This window comes from Streptomyces sp. NPDC104226 (genome assembly GCF_055584085.1).
In genome coordinates, this window is sequence record NZ_JBVJMS010000007.1 from 394,278 (window position 1) to 410,758 (window position 16,481).

The 16,481-nt window shown below is 72.4% G+C and carries 20 protein-coding genes; 13 read left to right on the forward strand and 7 right to left on the reverse strand.

Features of this window, described 5'->3' with window-relative positions:
• Window positions 1-76 precede the first annotated feature (76 nt).
• Together fdxA and dapC are read left to right on the forward strand one after the other, a co-directional pair.
• Window positions 77-406, forward strand: coding sequence for a ferredoxin (gene fdxA, locus ACZ60J_RS23715; RefSeq protein ID WP_030868357.1), 330 nt, complete (start codon window positions 77-79; stop codon window positions 404-406).
• A 139-nt stretch (window positions 407-545) separates the two neighbouring features.
• Window positions 546-1,643, forward strand: coding sequence for a succinyldiaminopimelate transaminase (gene dapC / locus ACZ60J_RS23720; protein ID WP_469684682.1), 1,098 nt, complete (start codon window positions 546-548; stop codon window positions 1,641-1,643).
• A gap of 73 nt (window positions 1,644-1,716) precedes the next feature.
• On the opposite strand, the gene ACZ60J_RS23725 is transcribed toward dapC, so the two are convergent.
• Together ACZ60J_RS23725 and ACZ60J_RS23730 are read right to left on the reverse strand one after the other, a co-directional pair.
• On the reverse strand, window positions 1,717-2,049 hold the full coding sequence (locus tag ACZ60J_RS23725) for an ATP-binding protein (RefSeq protein WP_469684684.1): 333 nt from the start codon (window positions 2,047-2,049) through the stop codon (window positions 1,717-1,719).
• A 228-nt stretch (window positions 2,050-2,277) separates the two neighbouring features.
• Window positions 2,278-3,252, reverse strand: coding sequence for a hypothetical protein (locus ACZ60J_RS23730; protein ID WP_469684685.1), 975 nt, complete (start codon window positions 3,250-3,252; stop codon window positions 2,278-2,280).
• 87 nt (window positions 3,253-3,339) lie between these two features.
• Between ACZ60J_RS23730 and dapE the strand changes: the two genes are divergently transcribed.
• The gene (gene dapE / locus ACZ60J_RS23735) at window positions 3,340-4,419 is read left to right on the forward strand and encodes a succinyl-diaminopimelate desuccinylase (protein ID WP_351441536.1); all 1,080 of its coding nucleotides are present in this window, start codon (window positions 3,340-3,342) and stop codon (window positions 4,417-4,419) included.
• A gap of 64 nt (window positions 4,420-4,483) precedes the next feature.
• Window positions 4,484-5,242, forward strand: coding sequence for an LOG family protein (locus ACZ60J_RS23740; protein ID WP_469684687.1), 759 nt, complete (start codon window positions 4,484-4,486; stop codon window positions 5,240-5,242).
• A 9-nt stretch (window positions 5,243-5,251) separates the two neighbouring features.
• On the opposite strand, the gene folP is transcribed toward ACZ60J_RS23740, so the two are convergent.
• On the reverse strand, window positions 5,252-6,112 hold the full coding sequence (gene folP / locus ACZ60J_RS23745; protein WP_469684689.1) for a dihydropteroate synthase: 861 nt from the start codon (window positions 6,110-6,112) through the stop codon (window positions 5,252-5,254).
• 76 nt (window positions 6,113-6,188) lie between these two features.
• Between folP and ACZ60J_RS23750 the strand changes: the two genes are divergently transcribed.
• Window positions 6,189-6,560, forward strand: a complete 372-nt coding sequence (locus ACZ60J_RS23750; protein WP_469684690.1) for a DivIVA domain-containing protein — start codon at window positions 6,189-6,191, stop codon at window positions 6,558-6,560.
• On the forward strand, window positions 6,557-7,132 hold the full coding sequence (locus ACZ60J_RS23755) for a DNA-3-methyladenine glycosylase I (protein WP_469684692.1): 576 nt from the start codon (window positions 6,557-6,559) through the stop codon (window positions 7,130-7,132). The genes ACZ60J_RS23750 and ACZ60J_RS23755 overlap by 4 nt, the downstream gene beginning before the upstream one ends.
• 183 nt (window positions 7,133-7,315) lie before the next feature.
• Here the strand turns inward: ACZ60J_RS23755 and chcB are convergent, their stop codons facing one another.
• On the reverse strand, window positions 7,316-8,119 hold the full coding sequence (chcB, locus tag ACZ60J_RS23760; protein ID WP_469684694.1) for a 2-cyclohexenylcarbonyl CoA isomerase: 804 nt from the start codon (window positions 8,117-8,119) through the stop codon (window positions 7,316-7,318).
• 331 nt (window positions 8,120-8,450) lie between these two features.
• On the opposite strand from chcB, the gene ACZ60J_RS23765 reads away from it, so the two are divergent.
• Together ACZ60J_RS23765 and ACZ60J_RS23770 are read left to right on the forward strand one after the other, a co-directional pair.
• Window positions 8,451-8,618 carry a DUF3117 domain-containing protein gene (locus ACZ60J_RS23765; protein ID WP_003966491.1) on the forward strand — a complete coding sequence of 56 codons (168 nt, stop codon included), beginning with the start codon at window positions 8,451-8,453 and terminating at the stop codon, window positions 8,616-8,618.
• A gap of 122 nt (window positions 8,619-8,740) precedes the next feature.
• The gene (locus tag ACZ60J_RS23770) at window positions 8,741-9,358 is read left to right on the forward strand and encodes a hypothetical protein (protein ID WP_469684695.1); all 618 of its coding nucleotides are present in this window, start codon (window positions 8,741-8,743) and stop codon (window positions 9,356-9,358) included.
• A gap of 34 nt (window positions 9,359-9,392) precedes the next feature.
• Here ACZ60J_RS23770 and ACZ60J_RS23775 read toward each other — a convergent pair whose 3' ends face one another.
• Window positions 9,393-10,055: an O-methyltransferase gene (locus ACZ60J_RS23775; RefSeq protein ID WP_250741749.1), complete on the reverse strand. Its 663-nt coding sequence runs from the start codon at window positions 10,053-10,055 to the stop codon at window positions 9,393-9,395.
• A 143-nt stretch (window positions 10,056-10,198) separates the two neighbouring features.
• Between ACZ60J_RS23775 and sigE the strand changes: the two genes are divergently transcribed.
• From sigE to ACZ60J_RS23800, 5 genes are all read left to right on the forward strand, one after another.
• Window positions 10,199-10,978 carry an RNA polymerase sigma factor SigE gene (gene sigE, locus ACZ60J_RS23780; RefSeq protein WP_407837359.1) on the forward strand — a complete coding sequence of 260 codons (780 nt, stop codon included), beginning with the start codon at window positions 10,199-10,201 and terminating at the stop codon, window positions 10,976-10,978.
• Entirely contained in the window at window positions 10,975-11,658 is a 684-nt protein-coding gene (locus tag ACZ60J_RS23785; protein ID WP_469684698.1) for an anti-sigma factor family protein, read from the forward strand. The genes sigE and ACZ60J_RS23785 overlap by 4 nt, the downstream gene beginning before the upstream one ends.
• A 152-nt stretch (window positions 11,659-11,810) precedes the next feature.
• Complete coding sequence (locus ACZ60J_RS23790; RefSeq protein ID WP_469684700.1) at window positions 11,811-13,127, forward strand: S1C family serine protease; 1,317 nt, start codon at window positions 11,811-11,813, stop codon at window positions 13,125-13,127.
• Window positions 13,128-13,245: 118 nt separating this feature from the next.
• On the forward strand, window positions 13,246-13,695 hold the full coding sequence (locus ACZ60J_RS23795) for a sec-independent translocase (RefSeq protein WP_469684889.1): 450 nt from the start codon (window positions 13,246-13,248) through the stop codon (window positions 13,693-13,695).
• Window positions 13,696-13,829: 134 nt separating this feature from the next.
• Window positions 13,830-14,543 (forward strand): hypothetical protein, encoded by a 714-nt coding sequence (locus ACZ60J_RS23800; RefSeq protein WP_469684702.1) that lies wholly within the window; start codon window positions 13,830-13,832, stop codon window positions 14,541-14,543.
• An 82-nt stretch (window positions 14,544-14,625) separates the two neighbouring features.
• Here ACZ60J_RS23800 and ACZ60J_RS23805 read toward each other — a convergent pair whose 3' ends face one another.
• Window positions 14,626-15,795, reverse strand: coding sequence for an Mrp/NBP35 family ATP-binding protein (locus ACZ60J_RS23805; protein WP_469684703.1), 1,170 nt, complete (start codon window positions 15,793-15,795; stop codon window positions 14,626-14,628).
• A gap of 42 nt (window positions 15,796-15,837) precedes the next feature.
• Complete coding sequence (locus tag ACZ60J_RS23810; RefSeq protein WP_469684890.1) at window positions 15,838-16,434, reverse strand: DUF1003 domain-containing protein; 597 nt, start codon at window positions 16,432-16,434, stop codon at window positions 15,838-15,840.
• Window positions 16,435-16,481: the final 47 nt, after the last annotated feature.

Consider the following 16,481-nt stretch of genomic DNA (forward strand, 5'->3'; position numbering starts at 1 on the left):
GAGATACTAGAGGCGGGCATCGACGACGCCGCGCTCCCGCGCGATATGGAAAGCCCTTATGAGGAGGAACGAGAGCGTGACCTACGTCATCGCGGAGCCTTGTGTCGACGTCAAAGACAAGGCATGCATCGAAGAGTGCCCCGTCGACTGCATCTACGAGGGCCAGCGGTCCTTGTACATCCACCCGGACGAGTGCGTCGACTGTGGCGCGTGCGAGCCGGTCTGCCCGGTCGAGGCCATCTTCTACGAAGACGACACTCCGGAGGAGTGGAAGGACTACTACAAGGCGAACGTCGAGTTCTTCGACGAGCTCGGTTCGCCCGGTGGTGCTTCCAAGCTCGGCCTGATCGAGCGCGACCACCCCTTCATCGCAGCGCTTCCGGCGGACATCAACCCGAGCCACTGACGGTCGGGTACCGCCCCACGCGCGTCCCTCGGTCCCGTACGGCTCACCGCCGCACGGGACCGAGGTGTTTTCACGACGACACTCCTTGAATGTGCGGAACGTGCGCAATGCACGGAACATCGGAAAGCGAGAGCACCACGTGGCCGCAGTCTCAGCCCGCCTCCCCGTCTTCCCCTGGGACAAGCTGGAGCCGTACAAGGCGACGGCGGCGGCCCACCCGGACGGGATCGTCGACCTCTCCGTCGGCACCCCCGTCGACCCGGTGCCGGAGCTGATCCAGCGCGCCCTGATCGAGGCCGCGGACTCCCCGGGCTACCCCACGGTGTGGGGCACCCCCGCGCTGCGCGACGCGATCACCGGCTGGGTGCGCGGCCGTCTCGGCGCGAGCGCCGCCGGGCACCGCAACGTCCTGCCCGTCGTCGGCTCCAAGGAACTGGTGGCCTGGCTGCCCGCCCAGCTCGGTCTCGGCGCCGGCGACCAGGTCGCCTACCCCCGGCTGGCCTATCCGACGTACGAGGTCGGCGCGCGGCTGTGCGGCGCCGAGCCGGTGGTCTACGACGACCCCACCACCGATCTCGACCCGGCCCGCGTGAAGCTGCTGTGGCTCAACTCCCCGTCCAACCCCACCGGCAAGGTCCTCCCCAAGGAGGAGCTCGTACGGATCGTGGCCTGGGCGCGCGAGCACGGGATCCTGATCTTCAGCGACGAGTGCTACCTGGAACTGGGCTGGGAGGCCGAGCCCGTCTCCGTCCTGCACGACGAGGTCTGCGGCGGCTCCTACGAGGGCATCGTCGCCGTCCACTCGCTGTCCAAGCGGTCCAACCTGGCCGGCTACCGGGCGGCCTTCGTCGCCGGTGACGCCGAAGTCCTGGGCGAGCTGCTCCAGATCCGCAAGCACGGCGGCATGATGACCCCGGCCCCCGTGCAGGCGGCCACGGTGGCGGCCCTGGGCGACGACGTGCACGTCGAGGAGCAGCGGGTGCGCTACGCGGCCCGCCGCGCGGCCCTGCGCACGGCCCTGGAGGCGCACGGCTTCCGAGTCGAGCACAGCGAGGCCAGCCTGTACCTGTGGGTGACCCGGGACGAGCCCTGCTGGGACACGGTCGCCCACCTGGCCGAGCTCGGCATCCTGGTCGCACCGGGCGACTTCTACGGCGAGGCGGGCGCGCACTTCGTCCGGGTCGCCTTCACGGCCACGGACGAACGCGTCGAGGCGGCCGTCAAGCGGCTGGCCTGATCCGGCGTCCGAACGGCCCGAGGGGCCCGGGAGTTCGTGCTCCCGGGCCCCTCGGCGTTCCTGCGGGCGGCGCCTAGCCGAGGCCGGGCAGCCCACCCGGGAGGCCGCCGGGAAGCCCGCCCGGGAGCCCGCCGCCGGCGAGCGGCAGCCCCGCGAGCAGGCTGCCCGCGGCGCCGGTCACCTCGTCGGCGGGCGCGGGCGCCGGCAGGGTCGAGGCGGGCAGGGCGTCGGTCGCGGTGTCACCCGCGGCGGCGACCGTCGCGTCCGGCGCGGTGAGCGCGCCCAGCTGCGGCACGGACTCCAGGCCCGCGGCGCTTGCGGCGCCGGCCGCACCGACCACGGGAGCTGCCCCGGCTGCGAGGAGCAGCGCGGCACGGGCGATCCGGCGGGTCAGGGGGAGGGACATGTTGCTCCTAAGCGGTAGCGGCTGAGTACGCCGTGACAACCGCTCGGAGGGGGGCGCGAGTTGCGGAGCCGGTGGGTAAAGGATCAGTAACGGATCGTTTAATCGGCTTCCGGGCCGACCGCTCGGAACACGCACCGACCTGCGGTTGCGCGCCCGCCGCGACCCCCGTGTCCGCCGTACGGGTCACCCCCGTACGGGGGACGGGTCGTACGCCCGTCCAGCGGTGGTTCAGTCGCGCACGAAGATCCGTACCTGACCCGGAGCCGCGGCGTCGGGATCCCCGGCGCCGTTCCCGGCACCCGCGGCGCCCCGCTCCCGCCACCGGTCGCCGTCCTTGCCCGCCACCCAGGACTTGCCGCCGTACGAGACCCGGGCGATCCCCAGCTCGCGCGAACCGGCCACCGCCCACTGCGCGAGCACCTGCCCGGTCCGCGCCGCCTGCTCCCCGCCGCCGGGCTTCGCCACCAGGGTCACCTCGGACTCCGCCGCCGCCCCGGCACCCTCCCCGGCGCCGCCGCCCGCCGCCGCGGGCAGCGTGTACAGGGGGTTCTTGCCGAGCAGCCGGGTCAGCTGCTCGCGGACCTTCGCCGGATCGCCGGGCCGGGCGGGCGCGGGCCCGATGCAGGTCAGGTGGCCGGCTCCGGTGAAGGCCGCGGTCAGCACGGTGGCCTCCGGCTCGTGCTTCGCGTAGGCCTGCGGGAACCCGCTCAGCTGCACTTTTTGCGCCGCCACCGTCAGCGGGAGCCGCGAGTACCCCTTGATCTCGGCCAGCCGGTCGTAGAAGATCCCGGCCGAGTACACGGGGTCCATGATCTGGTCCGGCGTGCCCCAGCCCTGCGAGGGCCGCTGCTGGAACAGGCCCAGCGAATCGCGGTCGCCGTGGTCCAGGTTGCGCAGGGCCGACTCCTGCATGGCGGTCGCCAGCGCGATGGTCACGGCCCGGTCGGGCATCCCCTTGGAGACCCCGACGGCGGCTATCGTCGCCGCGTTCGCCGCCTGCTCGGGGGACATCTCCTCGAACTGGCCGGACCCCTTCGCGGGGGCCTTCCCGTCGGCCGAAGCCGTGCAATAGGGGACCCCGCCGTTGTCGTTCGAGGCGCGCTGCACGACGAAGTACCCCGCGACCGCCAGCAGCACCAGGAAACCCGCGGCCCAGCGGAGCGGGCGGCGGCGTCGAGGACTGGCGTGATCGGTCTGCGGCACGCCGCCCACCGTACTTGAGCCATATGGCGCGTCCATCGGCCGGACGGACAAGGCTTTGCCGCAGTCCGGGGGGTTAGGGTCAGCTCCATGTCCGAATCCGAGCTGGACCTCACCCTGGACGCCGCCGAGCTGACCGCCCGGCTCGTCGACATCCCCTCCGTGAGCGGCGACGAGAAGGTACTCGCCGACCTCGTGGAACACGCCTTGCGCGGCCTGCCGCACCTGACGGTGGACCGCTTCGGCAACAACGTGGTCGCGCGCACCCACCTGGGCCGCGCCGAACGCGTCGTACTCGCCGGGCACCTCGACACCGTGCCGATCGCCGACAACGTACCCTCCCGCCTCGACGAGAACGACGTCCTGTGGGGATGCGGCACCACCGACATGAAGTCGGGCGTCGCCGTACAGCTGCGCATCGCGGCCACGGTCCCCGAGCCGAACCGGGACCTCACCTTCGTCTTCTACGACCAGGAAGAGGTCGCCGCCGACCTCAACGGCCTCGGCAAGGTCGCCGAAGCCCACCCCGACTGGCTGACCGGTGATTTCGCGGTCCTCCTCGAACCCTCCAACGCCGAGGTAGAGGGCGGCTGCCAGGGCACCCTGCGCGTTCTGCTCCGCACCTCCGGCGAGCGCGCCCACTCCGCGCGCAGCTGGATGGGCTCCAACGCCATCCACGCGGCGAGCCCGATCCTGGCCACGCTGGCGGCGTACGAGCCCCGCAAGCCCGTGATCGACGGCCTGGAGTACCACGAGGGCCTCAACGCGGTCCGCATCGACGGCGGCGTCGCCAACAACGTCATCCCGCACGCCTGCACGGTGACGGTCAACTTCCGCTTCGCCCCCGACCGCAGCACGGACGAGGCCATCGCCCACGTCCGCGAGGTCTTCGCGGACTGCGACATCGACGAGTTCGTCATCGACGACCTCTCCCCGGGCGCCCTCCCCGGCCTCTCCCACCCGGCCGCCGCGGCCTTCATGGAGGCCGTCGGAGGACACGCCATGCCGAAGTTCGGCTGGACGGACGTCTCCCGCTTCAGCGCCCTGGGCGTCCCGGCGGTCAACTACGGCCCGGGCGACGCCCTCCTGGCCCACAAGGCCGACGAACGCGTCGAGACGAAGGCGATCCTCCACTGCGAGGAACGACTCCGCGCGTGGCTGACCTCCTGAATTCCCCTTCTCGTCACCTTTGTGCGCCTAACCTGATCCAACGATCAGCAGGAGGGAGCACATCATGGGCAACCCTGAAGGGTCCGCTCGTCGTCGGCCCGAGGAGCAGCAGCTCGGGCCGGTGCTGAGGAGGCGGGGCCAGGTGCAGGCCGGCAGTACGACGGACCAGCGGCTGCTGGATTCGGCCGGGCCCTCCGAGTGGGTGCACACCGATCCGTGGCGGGTCCTGCGCATCCAGTCGGAGTTCATCGAGGGCTTCGGCACCCTGGCGGAGCTGCCGCCGGCGATCAGCGTGTTCGGCTCCGCCCGGACGCCGGCGGACTCGCCGGAGTACGAGGCGGGCGTGCGGATCGGCGGTGCGCTCGTGGAGGCCGGGTTCGCGGTGATCACGGGCGGCGGCCCGGGCGCGATGGAGGCGGCCAACAAGGGCGCGCGGGAGGCCAACGGCATCTCGGTGGGCCTGGGCATCGAGCTCCCCTTCGAGCAGGGGCTCAACCAGCACGTCGACCTCGGGCTGAACTTCCGCTACTTCTTCGTCCGCAAGACGATGTTCGTGAAGTACAGCCAGGGCTTCGTGGTCCTGCCGGGCGGCCTCGGCACCCTCGACGAGCTGTTCGAGGCCCTGACCCTGGTCCAGACGCAGAAGATCACCCGCTTCCCGATCGTGCTGTTCGGCACGGCGTACTGGAGCGGGCTCATCGACTGGCTGAAGAACACGGTCATCGCCCAGGGCAAGGCCTCGGAGAAGGACCTCTACCTCTTCCACGTCACCGACGACGTGGACGAGGCGATCGCGCTGGTGACGAAGGAAGTCGCCCGGTAGGACCGGCCGCTACGCCAGCCCCCGGCGGGCGACCGCCGGGGGTCGGTGGCCCTGGATCGAGCGGACCATGTCCAGGACCTGCTTGGTTTCCGCGACTTCGTGGACGCGGTAGACCTGGGCGCCCAGCCAGGCCGAGACGGCCGTCGTGGCCAGGGTGCCCAGCAGGCGTTCCTTGACCGGCTTGTCGAGGGTCTCGCCGACGAAGTCCTTGTTGGAGAGGGAGACCAGCACCGGCCAGCCCGTCTCCGTCATCTCGGAGAGGCGCCGGGTGGCCTCCAGCGAGTGGCGGGTGTTCTTCCCGAAGTCGTGGCCCGGGTCGATCATGATCGACTCGCGGGGTACGCCCAGGGCCGCCGCGCGCTCCGCCAGGCCGACCGTGACGCGGAGGATGTCGGCCATGACGTCCTCGTACTCCGTCCGGTGCGGCCGGGTCCGCGGCTCGACGCCGCCCGCGTGGGTGCAGACGATGCCCACGCCGTGGCGTGCGGCGACCTCCGCGAGCTTCGGGTCGACGCCGCCCCACGCGTCGTTGAGCAGATCGGCCCCGGCCTCGCAGACGGCCTCGCCGACCTCGTGCCGCCATGTGTCGACGCTGATCACCACGTCGGGGTGGCGGCGGCGGACCTCGGCGACGAAGCCGACCGTGCGCCGGGCCTCCTCCGCCGCGTCCACGTGCTCGCCGGGACCGGCCTTCACCCCGCCGATGTCGATGATCGCGGCGCCCTCGGCCACCGCCTGCTCGACCCGGTCCAGGGCCGGCTCGTCGCGGAAGGTCGCTCCCTGGTCGTAGAAGGAGTCAGGGGTCCGGTTCACGATGGCCATGATCACCGGCTCGTGGTCGTCGAACTCGCGCCTGCCCAGTCGCAGCATCCCGCTCTTTCCTCCTTCGGCGACCCTCGCGCCTCGCCTGCGACCTTAACCTGGTGGCCGGAGTCTCTCAGGGGAGTTGATCGTGTTCGCGTTCTTGCTCATCGCGCTGGTCGTGGTCGTCGCGGGAGTCACCCTCGCGGTGGCCGGCGGGGGGTCCGAGGCCGTGCTGCCCGAGGCCGAGCCCGACCGGCTCTCCGACGCCCTGCCGGAGAACCGGCCCGTCGTACGGGCGGACATCGACGAGCTGCGCCTGCCGGTGGCCCCGCGCGGCTACCGGATGTCCGACGTGGACGACGTACTGGAGCGGCTGGCGGCGGAGCTGGCGGAGCGCGACGCGCGGATCGCCGAGCTCACCGCGGCGACGGCGCGCGCGACCGCGACCGCGCAGGCGCCCGCGGCCGGCCCCGCCGACGGCTCCGTGGACCTGACCAAGGCCGCCGAGCAGTGAGCGGGGTGCTCGCCGGTCCCGACGGGGGCCTGCGGTGTCCCTGGGGGCTGGCCACCGAGGACTACGTCGCGTACCACGACACGGAGTGGGGCCGGCCGGTCCACGGGGACGACGCGCTGTACGAGCGGCTGTGCCTGGAGGCCTTCCAGTCGGGGCTGTCCTGGCTGACGATCCTGCGGCGGCGCGAGGGGTTCCGGGCGGCCTTCGCGGGCTTCGAGATCGCCAAGGTGGCGGAGTTCGGGGCGGCGGACGCGGAGCGGCTCCTCGCCGACGAGGGGATCATCCGCAACCGGGCCAAGATCGAGGCGACGCTCGCCAACGCGAAGACCCTGGCCGGGTGGGAGGCGGGTGAGCTGGACGCCCTGATCTGGTCCTACGCCCCCGAGCCGGGGCGGGCCCCGCGGAGCACCACCGAGATCCCGGCGGTGACCCCGGAGTCCACGGCCCTGGCCAAGGCGCTGAAGAAGGCGGGCATCCGCTTCGTGGGCCCCACGACGGCCTACGCCCTGATGCAGGCCTGCGGACTGGTCAACGACCACCTGGCCCGCTGCGTGTCCCGCGACCTGCCCTGACCCGGCGGTCATCCAGCCCCTCCGGCGTTTGAGGAGCGGGGGTCCGGGGGCCGGCCCCCGGGAACGGCGCCGCACGCGGCCAAGGGTCCGGGCGGAGCCCGGGGAACGGGCGAAGGGCGGGTAGGGGACCTCGCCCCGCAGGGCCGGCCCCCCGTCTCCGGGTCCGTTCCCCCGGCGGAGCCGCTAGCGGCCCAGGTAGCGCGGGGGCTGCTTCGCGAGGAAGGCTTCCACGGCGATGGTGTGGTCCTCGGAGGCGCCGGCGCGGGCCTGGAGGACGTCCTCGCGGTCCAGCGCGTCGGACAGCGACCGGGAGGCCCCGTACGCCAGGGACTCCTTCAGCGCCGCGTAGGCGACCGTCGGGCCCTCGGCCAGCCGCCGGGCCACGGCCAGCGCCTCGGCCGCCAGCTCCTCCGAGGGGACGACACGGTTCGCGATGCCGAGCTCCAGGGCCTCCGGGGCCTTCACGGACCGGGGGAAGAGCAGCAGGTCGGAGGCGCGCGAGCCGCCGATCAGGCGGGGCAGCGTCCACGAGACGCCCGAGTCGGCCGTCAGGGCGACCCCCGCGAAGGAGGTGTTGAAGGAGGCGGTGTCCGCGACCACGCGGAAGTCCGCCGCCAGGGCGAAGCCGAAGCCCGCGCCCGCCGCGACGCCGTTCACGCCCGCGACCACCGGCTTCGGCATCTCCGTCAGCGCCCGGACGATCGGGTTGTAGTGCTCCGCGACGGTGTTCATGGTCAGCGAGGAGCCGTGCTCCTTGTCGGCCGCGAGGAACCCGACGTGCTCCTTGAGGTCCTGGCCCACGCAGAACGCCCGGTTGCCCGCCGCCGTGAGCAGGACCGCCCGTACGGCCGGATCCGCGGCCGCCGCCCGGGCCGCGTCGCGCAGGGCGACCTTGGCCTCGGTGTTCATGGCGTTCATGGCCTCGGGCCGGTTGATCGTGATGGTCGCGAGTCCGTCGGTCACTTCGTAGAGCACGCTGTCGGCCATGGCGGGGGTCCCCCTTCGTCGCGGGCTGGCTACCGGCCGGTACCGGCCGGTGCAAAGGTCAGCATGGCGGACCGGACCGGGGTCGGACATGTGATGTGCGTCAAATAAACGGAAGGGCAGACTCGTGCCGCGGCGGCGAAGTATCGCAGGCGTGTCCCCGAAATGAGTGGTTTTGGTCAAGCGCGTTGCACAAGCGTTCCCAGCCGATGTTGGTCATCGGGTCCTGACATGCGGGATAATGGCCTGGAAGCAATGTGTTCGATGCCGGGTACTAGGCACCTGAATGGGGCCGTCGGCTGACGATGAACTGGTTTCAGGAAGGGGAACGAGCATGGCGGCCATGAAGCCGCGGACGGGCGACGGCCCGCTCGAGGTCACCAAGGAGGGGCGGGGCATCGTCATGCGCGTACCGCTCGAGGGCGGCGGTCGGCTCGTCGTCGAGCTGACTCCGGACGAGGCGGACGCCCTGGGTGACGCCCTGAAGAAGGTCGTCGGTTGATCCCCCGGGGATACTGATCGTACTTTCGCAGCATTCTCTGCACTGCCCCGGCCGCACCGAGCGGCCGGGGCAGTGTTGTGTCCCCGGGCCGAGCCCCGGGCCGTGATCGCCGGAGTCGCACCGTGACCTTTTCCCCTCCCGCTCCGCCGGCCTTCGCCGACTGCACGCCCCGCGAGAAGGCGGCCAAGGTCCTCACGGAGGTCCTGGCGCCGGCGAACCTGGTGGTGGCCCAGCTCCTGCTGATCGGCTGGCACAGCACCGGGTCGTGGGCCGGTCTCGGCTGGGGCCTGCTCGGCGCCGTGTTCTGCGGGGTGGTCCCGATCGGCATCATCCTGCTGGGGGTCCGGCGCGGTGCGCTGACCGACCAGCACATACGGGTGCGGCGCCAGCGGGTCGTCCCGATGGGGCTGAGCCTGGTCTCGGTGGTCGCCGGGATCACCCTCCTGCGCGTGCTCGGCGCCCCGGCCGACGTCTTCGCGCTGGTCGTCGCGATGCTCGTCGGCCTCGTCTCCTCCCTGCTGGTCACGGTCGGCTGGCAGATATCCATCCACATGTCGGTGGCCGCCGGCACCGTGATGGTCCTGCTGCTGGTCTTCGGGCCGGCGCTGCTCCCCGCGCTGCTGGTCGCCGCCGGCGTGGGCTGGTCCCGGCTGGTCCTGAAGGCGCACACGCCGGCGCAGCTCCTCGCGGGCGCCGCGCTGGGCGGTACGGCCGCGCTGACCTTCGCACTCCTGCGCTGAGCTCCGCGCTCCCGCGCCGAGCCGCCCGCTCGGATCAGCGCCGGACCGCGCAGAGCAGGCCGTCGCCCACCGGGAGCAGAGCGGCCTCCAGGGCCGGGGTCTCGCGGACGGTGCGCAGCAGCTCGCGGACCCGGAGGACCTCGACCGGCTGGGCCGCGGAGTCGACCGTACGGCCGTCCGAGAAGACCCCCTCGAAGCAGACGAGGCCGCCGGGGCGGAGCAGGCGCAACGATTCGGCGAGGTAGTCGAGGGACTCGGAGGGGTCCCCGTCGCAGAAGACGAGGTCGTACCCGCCGTCGGCGAGCCGGGGCAGTACGTCCAGGGCGCGGCCCGGGATGAAGCGGGCGCGGTTGCCCGCGAAGCCTGCGGCGCGGAAGGCCTGGCGGGCGAAGGCCTGCCGGTCCGCTTCGGGATCCACCGTGGTCAGGACCCCGTCGGCGCGCATTCCGTGCAGGAGGTGGATGCCGGAGACGCCGGTTCCGGTGCCGATCTCGGCGACCGCCTTCGCGTCGGCGGTGGCGGCGAGCAGGCGCAGCGCGGCACCGGTGCCGGGGGAGACGGAGCGAAGTCCCGCTTCCCTGGACCGGTCGCGGGCCCATCGCAGAGCGTCGTCCTCGGCGACAAACGCGTCGGCGAACGCCCAGCTCGTCTGCCGGTTGCCGGTAATGACCCTCTCCTGTCCCCATAGTTGGCGCAACGGTGACTGTATCCGCTGGAGTCGGGAACCCGCAGATGGGACCGGGCGTTGAGAGCAGTAGAGACGCAGGAGCGGCCTGGGGCCCGGAGCCCGTGCAAAGTTACTGCAAAAATGCTTATCCAGAGCTGACGGGAGGGGTGGCTATGGTAGGGACTCCGCTGGACACCACCAGAGCCGACAGGGGAGGTGCGGCTGCGCCTGTGGATCGTGGGGGTGTTCTCCGACGCCTCTTCTGGTCGGCCGGTGAGCCGAAATCCGTGACCAACATTGCTGACCGTTTCCGCACCGTAGACACCGCAACCACCGCGACGTTCGCCGCCGATGCGGGCTCCCAGGCGTGGACCCCTCCCTCGTGGGAGGAGATCGTCAGCACGCACAGTGCGCGGGTCTACCGTCTCGCCTACAGGCTGACGGGCAACCAGCACGACGCCGAGGACCTGACGCAGGAAGTCTTCGTCCGGGTCTTCCGCTCGCTGTCCACGTACACGCCCGGCACCTTCGAGGGCTGGCTGCACCGGATCACCACGAACCTCTTCCTCGACATGGTCCGCCGCAAGCAGCGGATCCGCTTCGACGCCCTCGCCGACGACGCCGCCGAGCGGCTGCCGAGCCGTGAGCCGTCCCCGCAGCAGGTGCTGCACGACACCCACTTCGACGCCGACGTCCAGCAGGCGCTGGACACGCTCGCGCCCGAGTTCCGTGCGGCCGTGGTGCTCTGTGACATCGAGGGCCTGTCGTACGAGGAGATCGCCGCCACGCTCGGCGTGAAGCTCGGCACCGTCCGCAGCCGTATCCACCGCGGCCGTTCGCACCTGCGCAAGGCGCTCAAGCACCGGTCTCCCGAGGCCCGTGCGGAGCAGCGCGCGCTGGCCGGCGTGGCCGTGGGCGCCCCCGGCACCGGGGGAGAGGGCGGAGCCGAGTGAGCGGGATCAGTCCGTCCCCGTCGCCCGCCGAGCAGGCTTCCTCCGCGGAGCACCACCTGGGCGACCGGCTCGCCGCCCTCGTGGACGGGGAGTTGAGTCACGACGCGCGCGAGCGGGTCCTGGCGCACCTGGCGACCTGCGCCAAGTGCAAGGCCGAGGCCGATGCGCAGCGCCGCCTGAAGACCATGTTCGTGGAGAGCGCGCCCCCTCCGCTGTCGGCAGGGCTGCTGGCACGGCTGCAGGGGCTGCCGGGCAGCGGTCCCGAGGGCCCCTCCGGACCTTCCGGCCCCTTCGGTCCGCCGCCGGGAGCCGACCCGTTCGCCTCCTTCGGCTACGCGTCGCCCGCGGCCGCCGCCGCGCCGCAGCAGCAGGGGTTCCGGATACACGAGGTGGGCCGGCAGCGGCGCCGCTTCGCGTTCGTGGCCGCCGGAGCGGTGTCGCTCGCCGCGATCGCGCTGGGCGGCTCGCTGCCGATGGAAACGGTCGAGCCCAATGCCCGGGGCGAGGCTCCGGCCGCGCGCACGGGACCCGTGGTCCCGGTGGTCGACGCGGTGGTCCGGGAGAACCGGCTGCCGAAGCCGGGCACCGTTCCGACGCTCGGCCCGGTCTCCCCGCTCGCGGTCTCCCCGGTGCCCTCCCGGCCGACCGCCCCCGCACGCCCGGTCTCCCTGTACCGCTGAGCCGAGCGGTCCGGGGCCGCTGCCCGCGGTTCGCCCGTGCGTCCCGTCCTGTGGCCCGCCGGGGCGGGCGGCACCGGCAACCTGGTTGAATCTCCGCCAGATGCGCCGCCCCGGGCGGCCGGCGGAGACCGACAGGCAGGCGGGGAGCACCCATGTCCGACAGCCAGCAGACCGATCCGGCGACGGATCCGGTCCCGGCCCCCCTGCCCCGGTGGTGGAGCCGCCCCGCGGAGCCCGGCGGCGCGCACGAGGGATCCGTACCGCCCCCGAGGGCCACGCCGGAGCCCGTCGCGGACCCCGACCGGGAGCCGCGGTACGACCCGTGGGACGTGCGGCCGCTCCAGACGGTGGACCACGGCAGGGCGGGCTCGCGCCGGCTCGGACTGCGCCAGGGCATCGTCCTCGCCCTCGGCGCCGCCCTCCTGGCCGGCGGCATCGGCGGCTACGCCGGCGTCCTCGCCGAGCGGGAGGCCGGCACCCGGCTCGAACTCCCGCAGGCCGCTCCCGCCGACGGCGGCCGGGCTCCCGACAGCGTGGCCGGGATCGCCGCCACCGCGCTGCCCGGCGTGGTCACCCTGCACGTCAACGCCGCCGAGGGCAGTTCGACCGGTACCGGCTTCGTCCTCGACGGGCAGGGCCACATCCTCACCAACAACCACGTGGTGCACGGGGCCCGGACCATAACGGTCACCTTCAGCACCGGTGAGAGCGTCGCCGCCGAGCTGGTCGGCGGCGACGCCGGCTACGACCTGGCCGTCGTCAAGGTCGACGGGGTACGGGGCCTGCGGCCGCTCGCGCTCGGCAACTCCGAGAACGTCCGGGTGGGCGACCCGGTGGTGGCCATCGGGGCCCCCTTCGACCTCTCCAACACCGTCACCGCCGGGATCATCAGCGCCACCGGCCGCCCCATCACCGCCGGGGGCGACAAGGGCGACGGCAGCGACGTCAGCTACGTCGACGCGCTCCAGACCGACGCCCCCATCAACCCCGGCAACTCCGGCGGACCGCTCCTCGATGCCAGGGCCCAGGTCATCGGCATCAACAGCGCCATCCGCGGAGGCGACGGCAAGGACAGCTCCGGACAGCAGCGCGGCAGCATCGGTCTCGGGTTCGCCATCCCGGTGAACCAGGGCAAGCGCGTCGCCGAGGAGCTGATCCGCACCGGCCGGGCCACCCACCCCGTCATCGGGGTCACCCTGGACATGGACTACTCCGGCGACGGAGCCCGGGTGGGGGAGAAGGGCGAGGGCGGGAAGCCCGCCGTGACCGCCGACGGGCCCGGAGCCCGCGCGGGCATCAGGCCGGGCGACGTGATCACCAAGGTGGACGGGGTACGGGTGCACGGCGGCGACGAGCTGGTGATCAAGATCCGGGCCCACCGGCCGGGCGACCGGCTCGCCCTCACCGTGCTGCGCGAGGGCCGGGAGCGCACGCTGGAAGTGGTCCTCGGGTCGGCGAACGGTTCGTGACGGGCGGGTGAAAGCCGAACCGGTCGGGTAATCACCCGGTCCTGGTGTATTGGCCTGCGGACCCGGCCGGGTACCGTGTGTGAGGCCTGACGTGAAGAGAGCCGAGGAGCGGGGCAAGGTGTTCAACGACATAGGCGCACTCGAGCTGGTCACGATCGTGGTGCTCGCCATTCTCATCTTCGGCCCGGACAAGCTGCCCAAGGTCATCCAGGACGTCACGGGCGTCATCCGGAAGATCCGCGCCTTCTCCGACAGTGCGAAGCAGGACATCCGCTCGGAGCTCGGGCCGGAGTTCAAGGACTTCGAGTTCGAGGACCTGAACCCGAAGAACTTCATCCGCAAGCAGCTGACCGAGAACGAGGACCTCAAGGAGATCCGGAGCAGCTTCGATCTCCGCAAGGAACTGAACGACGTTACCGACGCGGTCAACGGCAAGGAGTCCGACACGGCCGCGGCCGCCGGCGGAGCCCTCCCCGCCGCCGCGCCGGGCGCCGGACCGGACATGGTCAAGAAGCCCGCGACCCCGGCGCAGGAGCAGCGCTCGCGCTACGACGCCGACGCGACCTGACGCCACCCGGGACCACGCACGCGCCTGCCTGCCCGGCGAACCGCGGTCGGATGGCTATCCTCCTTTGAGTCCGGACCCAGGACGCCCGAGGGGGGTGGGCCGTTCCGGATCCCACGGAACGAGAGGCCGCATCGATGGAGACGACGAGCAGTAGCCGGGTCGGCACGCAGCCCGCCGAGGCGCAGACGCCAGCCCCCGCACCGGAAGCAGACCATCCGCAGCCCCTGGACGCGGCCGCCCCGCCCGTCCCTGCCGCCCGCCGGGCGGCCGAGGGGTACCTGCGGGCCGACTTCCCCTGGTACGGGCTGGACGGGGCCTTCACCGGCCCCCGCTGGCTGATGCAGGTCGCCGCGGGCGCCGACGGCAGCGTGGAGCACGGTTCGACCGGCCACGGTGACGAGCCCTCGGCCCGCGGCGAGATCGCCACCGGGGAGAAGGAGCGCTTCGCGGTGGTCGTCACGGTGGCGAGCAACCCGCTGCGGCGCACCGCCGACGGCACCGGCGTCCTGGAGGCCACTTCGGTCTCCTCGGCGGCCTGGCTGGCCGGCTCGGGGCTGCTGGCCTACAGCTGGCCGGGGCAGATGGACCACAGCCTGCGCGACGACTGGCTCGACCAGCAGACCGAGGCCGCGTGGGAGCTCGCGGACGACCTCGACGGGCCGGACTGGTCGACGCTGTCGCTGCCCGTGGACGGGGAGCCGACGCCGTTCCACTACCGCGAGTCGGAGTTCGGCTGGGTGCTGGCCGGATCGACCGGGAGCGGGGTGCACCTCGGTGCCTACGGGCGCGGCATGAGCGCGTACGGGCTCGGGTTCTCGGTGATCGGGGACCTGGCGGCGTACGAGTAGGGCCGACGGCGAAACGAGGACGACGCACGAAGGGGGACCGGCGAGAAGATCTTCTCGCCGGTCCCCCTTCGTGCGTCCTACGTCAGAACTTGTTGCGCGGGGTGATGCCCAGGGACATGCCGGCCAGGCCGCGGGCACGGCCGCCGAGCTTGCCGGCGATGGCGCGCAGGGCCGCACCGGCGGGGGAGTCAGGGTCGGACAGGACGACCGGCTTGCCGTCGTCGCCGCCCTCGCGCAGGCGCACGTCGATCGGGATCGAGCCGAGCACCGGCACCGTCGCGCCGACCGTCTTGGTCAGGCCGTCGGCGACCTTCTGGCCACCGCCGGAGCCGAACACGTCGACCATCTCGTCGCAGTGCGGGCACGGCAGCCCGGACATGTTCTCGACGACGCCGACGATCTTCTGGTGGGTCTGCACGGCGATCGAGCCGGCCCGCTCCGCGACCTCGGCCGCCGCCTGCTGCGGGGTGGTCACGACGAGGATCTCGGCGTTGGGCACGAGCTGGGCCACGGAGATCGCGATGTCGCCGGTGCCCGGCGGCAGGTCGAGCAGCAGCACGTCCAGGTCGCCCCAGAACACGTCGGCCAGGAACTGCTGGAGGGCCCGGTGCAGCATCGGACCGCGCCACACCACGGGCGCGTTGCCCGGGGTGAACATGCCGATGGAGATGACCTTCACGCCGTGCGACGACGGCGGCATGATCATGTTCTCGACCTGGGTGGGGCGGCCCTCCACGCCGAGCATGCGCGGCACGCTGTGGCCGTAGATGTCGGCGTCGACGACACCGACCTTGAGGCCGTCGGCCGCCATCGCCGCCGCCAGGTTCACGGTGACCGAGGACTTGCCGACGCCGCCCTTGCCGGAGGCGACCGCGTAGACACGGGTCAGCGAGCCGGGCTGGGCGAAGGGGACCTCGCGCTCGGCGGTGCCGCCGCGCAGGGTCGCCGCGAGGTCCTTGCGCTGCTCGTCGCTCATCACGTCGAGCGTGACGGCGACCGAGGTGACGCCGGGGACCTGCTGCACGGCCTCGGTGACCAGGTTGGTGATGGTCTCGCGCATGGGACAGCCCGACACGGTCAGGAACACGGTGACGGCGACCTCGCCGCCGTCACCGATCTCCACCGATTTGACCATGCCCAGCTCGGTGATCGGCCGGTGGATCTCGGGGTCGTTCACCGTCGCCAGCGCGTCCAGGATCGCGTCCTGTTCGGGCGCGGCAGCGGCGGAGGCGGAGCTTGTGTCGGTAGCCATGCCCCGATGGTACGGCGCGGTGGCGGGCCTCAGGAAAGCCTGCTAGCGGTCGCCTTCGTCACTCTCGGCGGGGAATAGCCGCCGTTCGTCCATCTCCTTGATCAGATCCTGGAACTCGGACCGGATCCAGTCGCGCGTGGCGACCTCGCCCAGACCCATCCGCAGGGCCGCGATCTCCCGGGTCAGGTACTCGGTGTCGGCCAGCGAGCGCTCGTTCTGCTTGCGGTCCTGCTCCAGGTTGACCCGGTCCCGGTCGTCCTGCCGGTTCTGCGCCAGCAGGATCAGCGGGGCCGCGTAGGAGGCCTGGAGGGAGAGCATCAGGGTCAGGAAGATGAAGGGGTACTGGTCGAAGCGCACGCTGACGGGCGCGAAGATGTTCCACAGCACCCAGATGATGATGACGACGGTCATCCAGACGATGAACCGGCCCGTGCCGAGGAACCGGGCGACCCGCTCCGACAGCCGCCCGAAGGCCTCCGGGTCGTACTCGGGCAGCAGCCGCCGGCGGGCCGGGCGCGGCAGGTCGAGCCGGGTGCGCGAGCGCGACAGCGCACTCGACCCGGTCGACTGACCGGCCTTCGCCCGCTCGCCGCGCTCGAAGGATGAACGTTCCGCCCGCTCGGCGGCCGCTTCCGTCAGCCCGTACTCCCGCGCCTGCGCCCGGGCGTGTTCGCGCCGCTCCCGGA

What these genes read in the sequence shown, in the direction of transcription:
- ACZ60J_RS23725 (WP_469684684.1), bottom strand. Translation starts at nt 2,049, where the DNA reads ATGTCCCTCCCCCTGACCCGCCGGATCGCCCGTGCCGCGCTGCTCCTC.
- dapE (WP_351441536.1), top strand. Translation starts at nt 3,340, where the DNA reads ATGTCCGAATCCGAGCTGGACCTCACCCTGGACGCCGCCGAGCTGACC.
- ACZ60J_RS23740 (WP_469684687.1), top strand. Translation starts at nt 4,484, where the DNA reads ATGGGCAACCCTGAAGGGTCCGCTCGTCGTCGGCCCGAGGAGCAGCAG.
- folP (WP_469684689.1), bottom strand. Translation starts at nt 6,112, where the DNA reads ATGCTGCGACTGGGCAGGCGCGAGTTCGACGACCACGAGCCGGTGATC.
- chcB (WP_469684694.1), bottom strand. Translation starts at nt 8,119, where the DNA reads ATGGCCGACAGCGTGCTCTACGAAGTGACCGACGGACTCGCGACCATC.
- ACZ60J_RS23765 (WP_003966491.1), top strand. Translation starts at nt 8,451, where the DNA reads ATGGCGGCCATGAAGCCGCGGACGGGCGACGGCCCGCTCGAGGTCACC.
- sigE (WP_407837359.1), top strand. Translation starts at nt 10,199, where the DNA reads ATGGTAGGGACTCCGCTGGACACCACCAGAGCCGACAGGGGAGGTGCG.
- ACZ60J_RS23790 (WP_469684700.1), top strand. Translation starts at nt 11,811, where the DNA reads ATGTCCGACAGCCAGCAGACCGATCCGGCGACGGATCCGGTCCCGGCC.
- ACZ60J_RS23800 (WP_469684702.1), top strand. Translation starts at nt 13,830, where the DNA reads ATGGAGACGACGAGCAGTAGCCGGGTCGGCACGCAGCCCGCCGAGGCG.
- ACZ60J_RS23805 (WP_469684703.1), bottom strand. Translation starts at nt 15,795, where the DNA reads ATGGCTACCGACACAAGCTCCGCCTCCGCCGCTGCCGCGCCCGAACAG.